Consider the following 15758-nt stretch of genomic DNA (forward strand, 5'->3'; position numbering starts at 1 on the left):
CCGGCTCATGGCTCAACGCAAGACCTTACTCGTCGTGGACGACAATGAAGACCTGCGCGGCGCGATCGCCGAGCAGCTTCAACTTTCCGAGGAATTCTCGGCCATCGAGGCCGCCACCGCCAGCGAAGGCGTGAAGTCGGCGGTCGAGAATCGCCCGGACCTCATCCTGCTGGACGTAGACTTACCGGACATGAACGGCCGCGAGGCCTGCCGGCAGATGCGCGCCCAGGGCGTGACGGCCCCGATCATCATGCTGACGGCGGCCGATACGGACGACGACACGATCTCCGGGCTCGAGGCCGGGGCCAACGACTATGTGACCAAGCCCTTCAAGTTCCAGGTGCTGCTGGCCCGCATCCGCGCCCAGCTGCGCAGCCACGAACAGTCGGAGGGGGCGGTCTTCCACCTGGGCGCCTACGAGTTCCGGCCCTCGGCCAAGATGCTCGTCGACGCCAACCAGAAGAAGATCCGGCTGACGGAAAAAGAGACCAACATCCTGAAGTACCTCTACCGGGCTGGCGAAAAGCCGGTGAGCCGCGAGGAGCTGCTGGCCGAGGTCTGGGGCTATAACGCCGGGGTCACCACCCACACCCTGGAAACCCACGTCTATCGCCTGCGCCAGAAGATCGAGCCCGATCCCGGCAATGCGCGGCTGCTGCTGACCGAGGCGGGCGGGTATCGGCTCGCGCCGTGAGGCTCGGCGCGTGCTTGCTGGCGGGCGCCGTTGCTATAATGGCAACCCGCGCCGACGCATGCTCAATTGTCGAGACCAAGCGGACTGAGCCCAACGCTTTCCGAGCGGCGGACATGGTTCTGACCGTCGATGCGCTCACCCAGGAACTGCAGCCGGTTCCGGACCAGCCCGAATTGCTGATCGGACTGGCGACAGGACGCGTCACAAGGGTCTTCAAGGGCCGCGAACGGATTGGCAGGATCATCGCCTATCGCGTCGTGGCGGGTGAAGACGCGGTAGGCTGCCCCGCCCGCAGCGACACCACCCCAGGGCAGACTTACAAGCTGTATCTGAAGTTTCAGCCTGACAGCGGTCCTCCCATCATTGTCCGCAGACAGCTGTTCTTCGACAAGGCGGGCCGCTAATGCTCCACCGGCTGACCCTAGCCCGGACCTTTCCCCTGATGATGATCGGGGCCCTGGTGATCGGGATGACGGTGGTGGCCGTCACCTCCTACCAGAACCGGGTGCGGAAGATCGCCGAATCCGAGGCGGCGACCACGCCCTCGGCCACCACCGGCCCGCCGTGCCCGGCGCTGACCAAGGCGGAGTTCGACGCCCTGGAGGTGAAGCCGAAGAAGACCTTCATCTTCAACGAGGTGACCTTCGATCGCCGCTTCGGCCACGTGGAATGCAACGTGGTGAGCGACGGCGGCGGAACCGGTTTCGCGCCGCTCTGCCAGTTCACCGCCCCAGCCGTGCTCAAGGTCGCCACCAAGCGGGGCGAATTCTACTTCAAGACCGGGGTCGGCAAGCCGGTGACGGTGAGCACGCCGGGCGGAATCCCGAAGTGCGTGGTGGCGGGTCGCTAGAGCCCGAAGTCCGCGCTGACCGGGGCGTGGTCGCTGGGGCGTTCCCATTCGCGGACGTCGTCGTGGACCCGGGCCGCCGCGGCGCCTGGGCGGAAGGCCGCCTCGCGCAGGCCGGGCGAGATCAGGATGTGGTCCAGCCGCAGGCCGCGGTTGGAGGCGCGGAAGTCGGCCGCCCGATAGCTCCACCAGGAGAACAGCTTCTGCGGATCGGGCACGGCCTCGCGCACCAGGTCGGTGAAGCCGAGGCTGGCCTTCAGCGCGGCGAAGGCCTCCAGCTCGATGGGGGTGTGGCTGACGACCTTCGACATCTGCTTGTGGCTCCAGACGTCGAACTCGCCAGGGGCGACGTTGAGGTCGCCGACGATGGCCAGGGGGTCCTTGGGGTCGCGGCGGGCCATCTCGGCGCTGAGCTTCTCATAGAAGTCGAGCTTGTGGTCGAACTTGGCGTTGACCTCGCGGTCGGGGATGTCGCCGCCGGCCGGGATGTAGAAGTTCTGCACCTCGACCCCGGCCACCTTGCCGGAGACGCAGCGGGCGTGGCCCTCGCGGCAGACGTCCAGTGGGGCGACGTCCTCGATGGGCAGGCGCGAGGCGATGGCCACACCGTGCCAGCCCTTCTGGCCGGCGATCTTGATGTGCGGCAGGCCCATCTCCTCGAAGATGGCCCGGGGGAACTCGGCCTCCTGGCACTTGATCTCCTGCAGGCACAGGACATCGGGCGCTTGCTCGTCGACGAAGCGGGCGACCTGTTCGGCGCGCAGGCGGACGGAGTTGACGTTCCAGGTGCAGAGTCGGAGGCGCATGAGGACTGTCTAGTGGGGCTCGGGCGCAAAAGAAACGCCCGGGCACTGGAGAAGCCCGGGCGTTAGTTGTCTCTCATGCCGCCGCCGGGAGGGGATAGGTTCCGGCACGGATCAGGTCCGCGATCGCGCGAACCTCATAGTTGTATTAATGACACTTGGTCTTGGAAAAATCAAGACCTAACCCGTAAGATATTGCCTGTTGTGATTGTGTCACATTTTGGCACGGCCGACGTTCTTCGGCCGGGGATCGTTGAGCACGAAGAGCGACGGGGCCAGGCCCGGAGCGGGAGCCAGTTCGGTGAGCTGGATGCGGGTGGAGGCGCCCTGGGCGTCGGTCACCGTCCAGCCGGCGAGCCGCAGGGGCTTGTCGGTGAAGGTCAGCGTGATCTGGCCCTCCGCCTGTTTCTTGCCGTCGCGCGCGGTGATGGCGAAGCCGTCGGCGAAGCGGGCCACCCGGCTGATCACCACCCCCTGGTCCAGACGGACTTGGCGGGCGAGGAACAACGATAGCGGCGTGGCCATCAGCGGATAGGACTCGAAGGTCTTCAGGCGGGCGTCGTGGATGGAGACCTTGCCTCCGTCCGACACCACCAGCAGGCCCGACGGCGGCTCATAGTCGAACCGCGCCTTGCCGGGACGCTTCAGATAGAGCTCGCCGCGGGTCGTGACACCGCGCGGGTCGGTCTGGACGAACCGGCCCTTGGCTTCGGTCAGGCCTTGCAGATAGGCGGTGGCGCGGTCGACCAGGGCCTTGTCGGCGGCCGACAGCGGGGCGGCGGCGGGCCGCTGGGCCAGGGCCGGCAGCGGCAGGGCCGCCAGGCCGATCGCCAGGGCGCGGCGGGAGAGTTGGGTCATGGTCGCTCCAAGTTCGCTGCGCGCAGGCCTTAAAGGGCGCTACGGGCGTCAATAGGGCGCAACAACGGCGGAGACGAGGGTCGCGTTCCGTCAGCCCGCCTGCTCGATCGCCGGATCGGCGTCCTCGCGGGGCGCGGACCACACGGCCAGGGCCTCCAGAAGCTTGGCCGGTTCGATGGGCTTGCCCAGGTGGTCGTCCATGCCGGCCTCGTGGCAGCGGTCGATCTGCTCGGGCAGGACATTGGCGGTCATGGCGATAATCGGGGTCGAGCGGGCGCGCTGCAGGGGCAGGGCGCGGATCGCCCGGGTGGCGGTCAGCCCGTCCATCACCGGCATCTGGACATCCATCAGCACGATGTCGAAGGCGCGGCGTTCCATGGCCTCAACCGCTTCCTGGCCGTTCTCGGCGGTCTCGATCTCCAGGCCGAACGGGCCAAGCAGGGCCTGGATCAGCTCGCGGTTCACCGCCACGTCCTCCACCAGCAGCAGGCGCAGCGGACGTTCCAGGGTCTCGGCGGGCTGGATCTGGGGCTCTCCGACCACCGGCTCGTCCGTGCGCGGCAGGACCAGCTCGAACCAGAAAGTCGACCCCGCGCCCGGGGTGGAGGTGGCGCCGATCGCGCCGCCCATCAGCTCGATGGTGCGCTTGCAGATGGCCAGGCCCAGGCCCGTGCCGCCGTACTGGCGCGAGACCGAGGCGTCGGCCTGGGTGAAGCGCTCGAACAGGTGCTCGATCTGGTCGTCGCGCAGGCCGATGCCGGTGTCGGCGACCTCGATCCGCAGGCGACCGCAATCACCCGGCGCGGCGGTCTGGCGCACGGTGACGGCGACCCCGCCCCGAGCGGTGAACTTGATGGCGTTGGAGACGAAGTTCAGCAGCACCTGGCGGATGCGGCCGGCGTCGCCCAGCAGGGGCAGGAGCTGGCCCTCGGTGTTGACGGTGAGGGTCAGGCCCTTGGCCTGGGCCTGCTCGCTCATCAGGGCGGCCATGGCGCGGACGGGGGCGGCCGGATCGAAGGGCCGGGCCTCCACCTCGACGGCGCCGGCCTCCAGCTTGGAGAAGTCGAGCACGCTGTTGACCAGCTCCAGCAGCGAGCCGCTGGCCTCGTGGATCAGGCTCACATGGCGGACATCGTCACCGGCCAGGCGCGGCGAGGCCCGCAGGACGCCCGAGAAGCCGATGATGGCGTTGAGCGGGGTGCGTAGCTCGTGGGTCATGTTGGCCAGGAAGTCGGACTTGGCCGCGGCGGCCTGCTCGGCGCGGCGGCGGGCCTCCTTGAGTTCGGTCTCCATCTGCTTGCGGGCGTCGATATTGCGCGACACCGAGACCACCTGCGGCGGCGCCTCGGGGTCGTCGTTGACCACCACGCAGAAGGTGGTTTCCACCCAGATGGCCGCGCCGTCCCGGCGGACGATCCGGTATTCCAGGGTGACCTTGCCCGGCCCGGCGGCCATGTCGGCGATGGCCCTGGGCAGCCACACAGCGTCGTCGGGGTGCAGGTAGGTGTAGGTGGGGGTCTCGAACAGCTCCTGGGCCGTGTAGCCGGTGGCCCCCTCGATGCTGGGCGACAGATAGATCCGCCGGCCATCCAGGGTCGAGAGCGCGATCACGTCGGTGAGGTTATCGGCCAGCATCCGATACTGACCGTCGCTCTCGGCGAGCTTGCGCTGGGCTTCGTTGAAGCTGCCGCGCGCCTTGAGCATCTGCATGGCGCCGTCGCCCGAGAACAGCATCCCGAGCACCAGGAAGGGGGTGATGAAGACGAGGTCGAGGTTCAGGGGATTGGGGGCGAAGGCCAGAATGGCCAGCATGAAGGCGCCGGGCAGCACCCCGCCGGCCACCAGCCCCATGCGCGACTGATAGGCGTGGGTCTGGGCGTGGTAGACCACCGCCAGCCAGACGGCGACCGCGGCCGCGGCGTTCTCCACCCGTCCGGACGACCACAGGGCGGCGCCGAACACGATCCACCAGCAGGTCACGATCAGCAGGCAGGCGACGTAGTTGAGGCGCAGCGCCGTTCCGGCCCGCTCGCCCGCGAACTGCCGCCGGGTGACGAAATAACACCAGGTCTCGCCAGCGATGATCCCCGCGCCCCACAGCACGCAGAACCAGACCGGCAGGCTCATGGCGCCCAGAGCGCCCACCGCGACGGCGATGACCATCCGCATCGGGACGCCCCGGTGGACGGCGGCCGCAAGCCCGTCGAGCCCCTCGTCCAGCAGATTGGTCACGCTTGCGGTTCCCCCCGCTCGTCATTGACCTGGATAGTGAGCCCGACCGTCTTGAGACGGAGTTACCGGCGGGCATCAACCCATTGAAGGTTCACGCGTTGACTCCGCATGGACGTGGCGGGGACACATGCGACGGCGGCGCGGCCCGATGACTTCCTGACCGGCGGCGGGGAGATGGCCGCACGTGTGCGCGCCTATGATTGGGCTCGGTCGCCCCTTGGGCCCTGGAACGGCTGGCCGCAGAGCCTGCGCACCGCCGCCAGCATCATGCTGAACTCCGCCCACCCGATGTTCCTGGCCTGGGGCCCGTCCCTGGTCTTCATCTACAACGACGCCTACGCCCCGTTCCTGGGGATCAAGCACCCCGACGCCCTGGGCCACCCCTTCGAGGCGATCTGGAGCGAGATTTGGGGCGACATCGCCCCGCTGATCGGCGAGGCGCTCTCCGGCCGGGCCACATGGTCGGAAGACCTGCATCTGATCATGTTGCGCAACGGCTATCCCGAGGACACCTGGTACACCTTCTCCTACAGCCCCATCCGCGATGAGAGCGGCGGGGTCGGCGGCCTGTTCTGCGCCTGCACCGAGACCACGGCCAAGGTGCGGGCGGAGCGGCGGTTGACCTTCCAGGTCGAACTGGCCGAACGCCTGCGGGCGGCGGCGAGCGACGGCGAGATCCGCCGCGTCGCCTCGGCCCTTCTGAGCGACCGGCTTGGCGCCGACCGGGCCGGCTACAAGGAGTTCGATCCCGACGGCGAGCATTTCGAGATCGACGACGGTTGGCGTCACGATGGCTTGCCGCCGATCTCCGGGCGTCACGCGCTCAGCGACTTCGGAGCCGAGGCCGCCGAGGCCGTCCGGGCCGGGCGGACCCTGCGGGTGGCCGACGTGGCGGCCGATCGCCTGACCCGCGACGCCGTCGCGGCCTTCGCCCCCCTCAAAGTCCGCGCGGTGCTGATGGTCCCGCTGATGCGCGATGGGCGCATCGTGGCCGCGGTGTCGGCCCACATGGCGCGACCGCGCCGCTGGACGGATGACGACGAGGCCCTGGTCGCCGCCGTGGTCGACCAGGGTTGGCAGGCCCTGGAGCGGCGGCGAGGCGAGGCTCGGCTGCGCCTGCTGGTCAACGAGCTGAACCACCGGGTGAAGAACACGCTCGCCACCGTGCAGTCGATCGCCAGCCACACCCTGCGCGGCGCGATTTCGCCGCAGGACGTGCGGGTGGACTTCGAGGCGCGGATCCTGTCGCTGTCGCGAGCCCACGACGTCCTGACCCGGCGGACCTGGGAGGGCGCCGACCTGGACGAGATCGCCGCGGCCACCCTGGAGCCCTTCGCCGGACGCGACCGGCGCGTGCTGCGGCAAGGCCCCGAGGTGGGGGTCTCGCCGCGCGAGGCGCTCGCCATTTCCATGGCCCTGCACGAACTGGCCACCAACGCGGCCAAGTACGGGGCGCTCAGCACGGCCGAGGGCCGGGTGAGCATCGCTTGGGACGTGGTGTGCGGCCCGCGCTCGCGGCGCCTGCGGTTGACCTGGACCGAGACCGGCGGGCCGCCGGTGACGCCGCCGCCACGGCGCGGCTTCGGGACGCGGCTGATCGAACGGGGCCTGGCCCGCGAACTGAACGGTTCGGCCCATGTCGCCTTCCCGCCGCAGGGCGTGATCTGCACGGTCGAGGCGGTGCTCGAGCCCGAGGCGGGCTAGTCGCCCAGACACCCAGGCTCAGATTTCGACATGCTGAAGCTTGGTGAAACTGCCCGTCATCCGGCGAGTGATCTCTGTGACACCGGTATCATTTCGCGCCGACGGGGTAAGTTGCCGCGTTAAGCTTGTGCCCCCGATTATTCATACTTATCACCGGCCAGACACCGCCCGCGACACCCCCTTCGGCGGGCCGTGGGCCCTTGTGATGGCGTGGGAATAAGAGGGGCGAAGCCTAGATGGGCAAGGCCATTCCGGGGCTCGACCAGGCTCCGACCAAGCATGCGGGCCTGTTGGCCTGGGTAAACAGCGTCGCGGCGATGACCCAGCCGGACAAGGTCCACTGGTGCGACGGCTCGGACGCCGAGTGGGCGGCGCTGACCGCCGAAATGGTGAAGGCGGGCACGCTCAAACCGCTCAACACCGAGAAGCGGCCCAACAGCTTCCTGGCGCTTTCGGACCCCAAGGACGTGGCCCGGGTCGAGAGCCGCACCTTCATCTGCTCCAAGGACCCCGCCGACGCGGGTCCGACCAACAATTGGCTCGATCCCGACGAGATGCGGGCCGATCTGGAGAACCTCTTCGAAGGCTGCATGCGCGGCCGGACCATGTACGTGGTCCCGTTCTGCATGGGGCCGCTGGGTTCGAAGATCTCCGCCCTGGGTGTCGAGATCACGGATTCGGCCTATGTCGCCATCTCGATGCGGGTCATGACCCGGATGGGCCAGGGCGCCCTGGAGGAGCTGGGCGAAGACGGCTTCTTCGTCCCGGCCCTGCATTCCGTCGGGATGCCGCTCGCCGAAGGCCAGGCCGACGTCGCCTGGCCCTGCAACGACATCAAGTACATCGTCCATTTCCCCGAGGCCCGCGAGATCTGGTCCTACGGCTCGGGCTATGGCGGCAACGCCCTGCTGGGCAAGAAGTGCTACGCCCTGCGCATCGCCTCGGTGATGGCCCGCGACGAGGGCTGGCTGGCCGAGCACATGCTGATCCTCAAGCTGTCCTCGCCGGCCGGCGCGGTCCGCTACGTGGCCGCCGCCTTCCCCAGCGCCTGCGGCAAGACCAACATGGCCATGCTGCAGCCCACCATCCCCGGCTGGAAGGCCGAGACGATCGGCGACGACATCTGCTGGATGCGGTTCGGGGACGACGGCCGGCTCTACGCCATCAATCCCGAGGCCGGCTTCTTCGGCGTGGCTCCCGGCACCGGGCACGCCACCAACCACAACGCGGTCGAGGCCCTGCACGCCAACACCGTCTTCACCAACGTGGCCCTGACCCCCGACGGCGACGTCTGGTGGGAAGGCCTGACCGACACCCCGCCCGAGGGACTCATCGACTGGAAGGGCCAGGCCTGGACCCCCGGCGGCGAGCCCGCGGCCCATCCCAACGCCCGCTTCGCGGTGCCGGCCGACCAGTGCCCGGTGATCGCCGACGAGTGGGACGATCCGGCCGGCGTACCGATCTCCGCCATCCTGTTCGGCGGTCGCCGGGCCAGCGCCGTGCCGCTGGTGACCGAGGCCTTCGACTGGGCGCACGGGGTGTTCCTGGCCTCCAACGTCGCCTCGGAAGGCACGGCGGCGGCGGAGAACAAGGTCGGCGAGCTGCGCCGCGACCCCTTCGCCATGCTGCCGTTCTGCGGCTACAACATGGGCGACTATTTCGGCCACTGGCTGAAGGTCGGGGCCGGCGCCGACGCCGCCAAGCTGCCGCGCATCTATTTCGTGAACTGGTTCCGCAAGGGCGCCGACGGCAAGTTCCTGTGGCCGGGCTACGGCGAAAACAGCCGGGTGCTGAAGTGGATCGTCCAGCGGCTGGAGGGCGAGGCCGAGGCCGTCGATACCCCCATCGGCCGCCTGCCGACCAAGGAGAGCCTGGACCTGTCGGGGTTGAACCTGGCCGACGCGGCGCTCTCCACCCTGCTCTCGGTGGACGCCGAGGTCTGGGCCGAGGAGGCCTCGCTGATCCCGGACGCCTACCGCAAGTTCGGCGACCGCCTGCCCAAGGAACTGTGGGCCCAGTACGAGGCGCTCAACCAGCGCCTCGGCGCGCGAGCGGCGGCGGAGTAGCGATTTTTCCCTCCTCCTTGTGGGGAGGGAAGATCCCGAAGGGATCGAGGGTGGGGCTTTCTGAAGCTTCCACCCAGACGGCCGGACTTCCCCACCCTGGTCGCTGCGCGACCGGTCCCTCCCCACAAGGAGGAGGGATGAGCGCGCCTCTAGGGCGCCGCGCCCACCAGCACTTCGCGCTTGCCGGCGTGGTTGGCGGGGCTGACCACGCCTTCCTGCTCCATCCGCTCGATGAGCGAGGCGGCGCGGTTGTAGCCCACCTGCAGGCGGCGCTGGACATAGCTGGTCGAGGCCTTGCGATCGCGGGTGACCACGGCCACGGCGCGGTCGTAGAGGTCGTCGCCCGAGCCGCCGCCCTCCTCGCCGAAGCCCCCTTCGCCGTCCTCGTCCTCGTCGCCGCCGGCGGTGACGTCCTCGAGGTACTGGGGCTCGCCCTGGCTGCGCAGGAACTTGGCCACCGACTCCACCTCCTCGTCGGAGACGAACGGGCCATGCAGGCGGGTGATGCGCCCGCCGCCGGCCATGTAGAGCATGTCGCCCTGGCCCAGCAGCTGCTCGCCGCCCTGTTCGCCCAGGATGGTGCGGCTGTCGATCTTGGAGGTGACCTGGAAGCTGATCCGGGTCGGGAAGTTGGCCTTGATGGTGCCGGTGATCACGTCCACCGACGGACGCTGGGTGGCCATCACCAGGTGGATGCCGGCGGCGCGGGCCATTTGGGCCAGGCGCTGGACGGCGCTCTCGACCTCCTTGCCGGCCACCATCATCAGGTCGGCGACCTCGTCGATCACCACCACCAGATAGGGCATGGGCTTGGGATCGATTCGCTCGCTCTCGTAGATCGGCCGGCCGTTGTCGTCGAAGCCGGTCTGGACGGTGCGCTCGAAATGCTCGCCCTTGGCCGAAGCCTCCTTGGCGCGCTCGTTGTAGGAGGCGACGTTGCGCACCCCGATCTTCGACATCAGGCGATAGCGGTCCTCCATCTCGCGCACGGTCCACTTGAGCGCGACGATGGCCTTCTTGGGGTCGGTGACGACCGGGGCCAGCAGGTGCGGGATGCCGTCATAGACGCTGAGCTCCAGCATCTTCGGGTCGATCATGATGAACCGGCACTGCTCGGGCGGCAGGCGATAGAGGATCGACAGGATCATGGCGTTGACGCCCACGGACTTGCCGGAGCCGGTGGTGCCGGCGATCAGCAGGTGGGGCATCTTCGACAGGTCGGCGATATAGGGCTCGCCGCCGATATTCTCGCCCAGCGCCATGGGCAGGGCCTGGGTCGAGCGCTCGTATTCTGCGCTGGCCAGCAGGTCGCGGAGATAGACGGTCTCGCGCCGCGCATTGGGCAGCTCGATGCCGATGGCGTTGCGGCCGGGCACCACGCTGACGCGGCAGGCGGCGACGGACATGGAGCGGGCGATGTCGTCGCTGAGCGCCACCACCCGGGCCGACTTCACCCCGGCGGCCGGGACCAGCTCATAGAGCGTGACCACCGGGCCGGGACGGATCTGGTCGATGGCGCCGCGCACCCCGAACTCGGCCAGCACGCTTTCCAGCAGCTGGGCGTTCTGGCGCAAGGCCCCCTCGTCGAAGGCCGAGGCGCGGGGCTTGGGCTTGGCCAGCATGGCCAGCTCCGGCAGGGCGAAACCGCCCGGCTTGACGAAGTCGAAGGCGCCCTGGGCCTCGCGCTGTTCGCGGCCGGAATCCTTGGGGCCGGCCTTGGGCGCCTTGATCGCGACGGGCGCGGTCGGCAGCCCGGCGGAGGGCGCCGGGGGAGGCGGCTCGGCCAGGGACGAGGCGGCAATCCCCTCACCCTTGGCGGCGCGGGCGCGGCGGGCCACCGAGGGGCGGGCCTCGGCCTTGGCCGGCGGCGGGGCCGGGCGTTTTTGGGTGGCTTCGCGGATCCAAAGCAGGGCGGCTGCGAGCTCGTCGCGGCGCACGCCGATGGCGTAGCCCAGGCCGGTGGCGGCCGCGGCGGCCAGCAGGCCGGCCGAGAGCACGGTCCCGAGCGGCACGTGGGCGTAGGCGAAGACGCCGGCCAGGCCGCGCAGCAGGCCATCTCCCCAGAATCCGCCCAGACCCTTGGCCAACGGCCACGCCGCCGGCGGGGCGGGGGCCGAGAGCAGGCCGGCCAGGGCCAGGACCCCCAGGGCGCCCACGAAGGCGCGCAGCCGCACCAGGCCCCGGGTCTGGTCGGGTTGGGGCGAGGCGGCGCGATAGAGGCCGAACAGCACCATCAGCAGGGCGGCGACCCCGGCGGCCAGGCCCAGGGACTGCATGCCGGCGTCGGCGGCGGCGGCGCCGGGTCCGCCCAGGGCGTTGAGCGGGGCGACGGCCGAGGCGGCGTTCAGGCTGGGGTCGGCGGCGTTGTAGGTGACCAGGGCGACGGCGAAGGCCAGGCCGGCGGCGGCGATCAGCCCACCCCGGAGCCGCGCGGTGGTCGGATGGGTCCAGGCCAGGCCCGCGATGTGCAGCCCCAACTCCAAACCCGTTTTCCGCGCCATCCGCGCCATGCCGCCGCTCCCCGTTCTGGAAACGCCATATCTGGGGCCTAGAGGGTTAAGAGGCGTTTACTCTGCTTCCATTCCGCTGCGGCGTTTTCACAGCTTCCTTGCGCGCGACCGCCGCCGAAACCGGCGTCCACTTTCGGCTATCGCGCTGTCGCCGATTGTGGACGGGCCCAGAGCCGATTAGGTTCGCGGCCATGTGGAGCATGCCTCAAAGCGCCCTGCGGGTCGTGGCCGTGATCATCGCCGTCTGCGCCGTCAGCGGTTTCGCGCTGGGCCTTCGCAACGTGCCCGACAAGCCGCGGCTGCCCGGCGAATCGGCGGGCGGCGCGTCCTCGGCCCTCGAAGCCACCGACGCCCAGCCGGTGGGCGAGTTGCTGGTCACCGATCCGCCGCCCCCGCCGCCCGAGGAAAAGGCCGACGAAGAGGACACCACCGAGAAGACCGAGGAAGTCCGCGCCGCCGAGATGGCCAAGCTGGAAGCCGAGGCCAAGGCGCTCGCCGCCGCCAAGGCCGCCGCCGCGCCCAAGGCGCCGCCGCCGGAAGACAAGGTCGGCGACCTGATCGAGGCCCTGCCGCCGCCGCCGGAACAACCGCCTTACTGAGTGCGGACTACCCCGCCCGATAGCTCTTCGGCTTGACGCCGTTGGCCGCGAAATGGGCCAGCATGCGGTTCCAGGCGTCGGCGGCGGCCGTGGCGTCGTAGCTGGCGCGGTAGTCGGCGTGGAAGCCGTGCTGGCTGTCCGGATAGAGCACCAGGTCGGACCGGGTCTTCTTGGCCGCGACCAGGGCCGCGCGCATGGCCTCCACGTCGCTGACCGGTATGCCGCCGTCCTTGCCGGCATAGAGGCCGATCACCGGGGCGTTGAGCTGGCCGACGACCTGCAGCGGCCAGGTGCGGTTGGGCTCTCCCAGGAACTCGCCGGGCTTGGGGGCCGACAGGCGGCCGTACCAGGCCGCGCCCGCCTTGAGGTCCTTGAACCGGGCCGAGGACAGCCAGACGAGGGCGCCGCCCCAGCAAAAGCCGGTGATGGCGATCTTGCCCTTGTCGGCGAATTTCTGGGTCTTGACGAAGGCGAGCGTGGCGGCGACGTCGCCCATGATCTGGGCCTCGGAGGCGTCGCCGACGATCTTCCGCACCTCGGCGAAGTCGGCGGCCTTGGACGGATCGCCCTGCCGCACGAAAAGGTCCGGCGAGATCGCCACATAACCCAGCTTGGCCAGCCGGCGGCAGATGTCGCGGACGTATTCGTGCAGGCCGAAGACCTCGGGGATCACCACCACAACGGGGAAGCGGCCCTTGGCGTCCGGGCGGGCGACGAAGGCGGGAATGGCGCGGTCGGGGGTCTCGACCATCACCATCTCGGTGATCAGACCGGCGGCGTCGGTGACAATGGGTTCGGCCTGGGCCGAGCGGGCGGCGAGCGCGTAGCTCGCCAGCACCGCGGCGGCGAGCCCGCGGCGGGAGAGGTGGAAATCCTCGGGTTCGGCGCCTTCAGGCCGGGTTGGGGTGAGCACGACCATGACCAGTGACCTCTTGCGGTAAGCATCTCCATTTGCGTCCGGCGGGGAGGCGGAGTCAAAGGCGTGTTGGGGGTGGGTTGGGCCACGGACAGCCTCAGGCCGGCGCGGCGCGGCGCAGGGTCAGATTGATCCGCCCTCCCCCCGGAATCAGCCGTGAGGATCCGGGCAGGATGCGGTCCACCCCATGATGGATCAGCCGGGCCTCTCCGGCGAGCAGGCAAACGTCCCCCGAGGCCAGCCGCACCGAACGCGTGGGATCGGCGCGCTTCAGACCCCCGACCCGGAACACCGCCGTGTCCCCCAGCGAGACCGAGAGCACCGGAAAGCCGAAGTCGGCCTCGTCGCGATCCTGGTGCAGGCTCATCCGCGCCTGCGCGTCGTAGAAGTTGACCAGGCAAGCGTCGGGCGGGGTCCTCGGATCGGCGAGTTCCGCCCAGAGGTCGAGCAGGGCCTGGGGGATGTCGGGCCAGGGCGCGCCGGTGGCCGGATGGCGTGGCTCGTAGCGATAGCCGGAGTGGTCGGTGGTCCAGCCGAGCGCCCCGAAACTGGTCATGGCCACGCTCATCGGCTTGCCGCCGGGGGTCATCTGGAGGACGAAGGGGGCGGCCTGGACGCGGGCCATGACTTCGTCCAGCAGGGCTTGCTGGGCGGGCAGGTCCAGGGCGCCGGGCAGCAGGCGGAAACCGGTGGTCGAAGCAGGGCTCATCAGGGTCCATATAGGGGCGATGGACGGCATTTCGCTCATGAAGCCGCTGCGATGGCGAGCCCTGACCGACGGCGAGCGGCGGCTTTCGGACGAGGTTTTCGGCGCCGCCCTGGACACAGCCCGCATCCGCATCTTCGCCATCCCGATCTGGAACCGGCCGTTCGTCCCCAACGGGCGACTGGTGGTCTGGCCGGCGATGGGCGCCTATGCCGACTTCTCGCGAGCGCCGCTGTGGATCCGCTCGGTGCTGGTCCACGAGCTGGTTCACGTCTGGCAGGCTCAGGCCGGGGTCAACCTGCCGCTGGCCAAACTGCGCTGCGGGGACGGTCCGGCGGCCTATGACTATGATCCGACCGACGGTCGGGAATTTTCCACGCTGAATATCGAGCAGCAGGCGATGGTGGTGCAGCATGCCTACCTGGCGCGCCGAGGCGGGGCCGCGCCTCATTCCGCGCCAGCTTATGCAAGGATTCTAGAAGCTTGGCCGAACATTGATCTATCAAGACCCCGTATTGATTAGGGTCATTACCCTTGTAGGGGGCGCGTGCGATCCCATATCGCGACTCGACGCCGGTTTCCCCGTGGGTTAACCGGCCGAGCCCTTATTCGAACCGGGGACGTTGAGAAGAAACGGGGTGCTTCATCCGAAGGCCCTTCAGACGACGTCCGCCATTCAGGAGCGAGCAAGACTCGATATGAGCAAGATCATCGGCATCGACCTGGGCACGACCAATTCGTGCGTGGCCATAATGGACGGCAAAACGCCCAAAGTGATCGAGAACGCCGAAGGCGTACGCACCACCCCCTCGGTGGTGGCCTTCCTGGAGGACGGGGAACGCCTCGTCGGCCAGCCCGCCAAGCGCCAGGCCGTGACCAATCCGTCCAACACCCTTTTCGCCATCAAGCGGCTGATCGGCCGCAACTACAACGATCCGGTGGTCGAAAAAGACAAGCACATGGTGCCCTACGAGATCGTCAAGGGTCCCACGGGCGACGCCTGGGTGAAGGCCCAGGGCAAGGACTATTCGCCCCAGCAGGTCTCGGCCTTCATCCTTCAGAAGATGAAGGAAGCCGCCGAGCAGCACCTGGGCGAAAAGGTCGAGTAGGCAGTCAACACGGGCCCGGCCTATTACAACGACGCCCAGCGCCAGGCCACCAAGGACGCGGGCAAGATCGCCGGGCTTGAGGTCCTGCGCATCATCAACGAACCCACCGCCGCGGCGCTCGCCTACGGGCTGGAGAAGAACGAAGGCAAGAAGATCGTCGTCTACGACCTGGGCGGCGGCACCTTCGACGTCTCGATCCTGGAGATCGGCGACGGCGTCTTCGAGGTGAAATCGACCAACGGCGACACCTTCCTGGGCGGCGAGGACTTCGACCTGCGGATCGTCGATTACCTGGCCGACGAGTTCAAAAAGGAAACCAGCGTCGACCTGCGCAAGGACAAGCTGGCCCTGCAGCGCCTGAAGGAAGAAGGCGAGAAGGCCAAGAAGGAGCTCTCCTTCACGGCCCAGTACGAAGTGAACCTGCCCTTCATCTCGATGAACGCCTCGGGCCCGCTGCACCTGAACATCAAGCTGTCGCGCTCCAAGCTGGAGGCGCTGGTCGAGGACCTGGTCGCCAAGACCGTCGGCCCCTGCGAGCAGGCGCTGAAGGATGCGGGCATGAAGAAGTCCGATATCGACGAAGTGATCCTGGTCGGCGGCATGACCCGCATGCCCAAGGTCGTGGAGACGGTGAAGGAGTTCTTCGGCCGCGAGCCGCACACCGGCGTGAACCCGGACGAGGTCGTGGCGCTGGGCGCCGCGGTCCAGGCCGGC

The 15758-nt window shown here is 68.9% G+C and carries 13 protein-coding genes and 1 pseudogene; 8 read left to right on the top strand and 6 right to left on the bottom strand.

What is annotated here, in order from left to right:
- Positions 1-7: 7 nt before the first annotated feature.
- The 3 genes from Q8Q88_RS03205 (at position 8) to Q8Q88_RS03215 (ending at position 1544) form a co-directional block, all read left to right on the top strand.
- The gene (locus tag Q8Q88_RS03205) at positions 8-694 is read left to right on the top strand and encodes a response regulator transcription factor (protein ID WP_305673767.1); all 687 of its coding nucleotides are present in this window, start codon (positions 8-10) and stop codon (positions 692-694) included.
- A 113-nt stretch (positions 695-807) separates the two neighbouring features.
- A complete protein-coding gene (locus Q8Q88_RS03210) occupies positions 808-1098 on the top strand; it encodes a hypothetical protein (protein WP_305673753.1) in 291 nt (96 codons plus the stop codon).
- Entirely contained in the window at positions 1098-1544 is a 447-nt protein-coding gene (locus Q8Q88_RS03215) for a hypothetical protein (RefSeq protein ID WP_305673754.1), read from the top strand. Before Q8Q88_RS03210 ends, Q8Q88_RS03215 begins: the two co-directional genes overlap by 1 nt.
- Here the strand turns inward: Q8Q88_RS03215 and xth are convergent.
- From xth to Q8Q88_RS03230, 3 genes are all read right to left on the bottom strand, one after another.
- Positions 1541-2347, bottom strand: coding sequence for an exodeoxyribonuclease III (xth, locus tag Q8Q88_RS03220; RefSeq protein WP_305673755.1), 807 nt, complete (start codon positions 2345-2347; stop codon positions 1541-1543). The genes Q8Q88_RS03215 and xth overlap by 4 nt on opposite strands.
- A gap of 210 nt (positions 2348-2557) precedes the next feature.
- Complete coding sequence (locus tag Q8Q88_RS03225; RefSeq protein ID WP_305673756.1) at positions 2558-3202, bottom strand: outer-membrane lipoprotein carrier protein LolA; 645 nt, start codon at positions 3200-3202, stop codon at positions 2558-2560.
- Between the two features lie 90 nt (positions 3203-3292).
- Positions 3293-5434 carry an ATP-binding protein gene (locus Q8Q88_RS03230; protein WP_305673757.1) on the bottom strand — a complete coding sequence of 714 codons (2142 nt, stop codon included), beginning with the start codon at positions 5432-5434 and terminating at the stop codon, positions 3293-3295.
- A gap of 108 nt (positions 5435-5542) precedes the next feature.
- Here Q8Q88_RS03230 and Q8Q88_RS03235 point away from each other — a divergent pair, with 108 nt between their 5' ends.
- Both Q8Q88_RS03235 and Q8Q88_RS03240 read left to right on the top strand, forming a co-directional pair.
- Positions 5543-7138 (top strand): PAS domain-containing sensor histidine kinase, encoded by a 1596-nt coding sequence (locus Q8Q88_RS03235; RefSeq protein ID WP_305673758.1) that lies wholly within the window; start codon positions 5543-5545, stop codon positions 7136-7138.
- Between the two features lie 236 nt (positions 7139-7374).
- Positions 7375-9204, top strand: coding sequence for a phosphoenolpyruvate carboxykinase (GTP) (locus Q8Q88_RS03240; protein ID WP_305673759.1), 1830 nt, complete (start codon positions 7375-7377; stop codon positions 9202-9204).
- Between the two features lie 149 nt (positions 9205-9353).
- On the opposite strand, the gene Q8Q88_RS03245 is transcribed toward Q8Q88_RS03240, so the two are convergent.
- On the bottom strand, positions 9354-11714 hold the full coding sequence (locus Q8Q88_RS03245) for a DNA translocase FtsK (protein ID WP_305673760.1): 2361 nt from the start codon (positions 11712-11714) through the stop codon (positions 9354-9356).
- Between the two features lie 200 nt (positions 11715-11914).
- On the opposite strand from Q8Q88_RS03245, the gene Q8Q88_RS03250 reads away from it, so the two are divergent.
- Positions 11915-12313, top strand: coding sequence for a hypothetical protein (locus Q8Q88_RS03250; RefSeq protein ID WP_305673761.1), 399 nt, complete (start codon positions 11915-11917; stop codon positions 12311-12313).
- A 7-nt stretch (positions 12314-12320) separates the two neighbouring features.
- On the opposite strand, the gene Q8Q88_RS03255 is transcribed toward Q8Q88_RS03250, so the two are convergent.
- Together Q8Q88_RS03255 and Q8Q88_RS03260 are read right to left on the bottom strand one after the other, a co-directional pair.
- Entirely contained in the window at positions 12321-13232 is a 912-nt protein-coding gene (locus Q8Q88_RS03255; protein WP_305673762.1) for a dienelactone hydrolase family protein, read from the bottom strand.
- 94 nt (positions 13233-13326) lie between these two features.
- A complete protein-coding gene (locus tag Q8Q88_RS03260; protein WP_305673763.1) occupies positions 13327-13977 on the bottom strand; it encodes an alpha-ketoglutarate-dependent dioxygenase AlkB in 651 nt (216 codons plus the stop codon).
- Here Q8Q88_RS03260 and Q8Q88_RS03265 point away from each other — a divergent pair.
- Positions 13976-14458, top strand: coding sequence for a hypothetical protein (locus Q8Q88_RS03265; RefSeq protein ID WP_305673764.1), 483 nt, complete (start codon positions 13976-13978; stop codon positions 14456-14458). The two genes, Q8Q88_RS03260 and Q8Q88_RS03265, sit on opposite strands and share 2 nt — an antisense overlap.
- A 175-nt stretch (positions 14459-14633) precedes the next feature.
- Positions 14634-15758: pseudogene (gene dnaK / locus Q8Q88_RS03270) on the top strand (molecular chaperone DnaK); the annotation flags it as partial.

The sequence above is a fragment of the Phenylobacterium sp. genome (genome assembly GCF_030697925.1).
Lineage (GTDB): Bacteria > Pseudomonadota > Alphaproteobacteria > Caulobacterales > Caulobacteraceae > Phenylobacterium.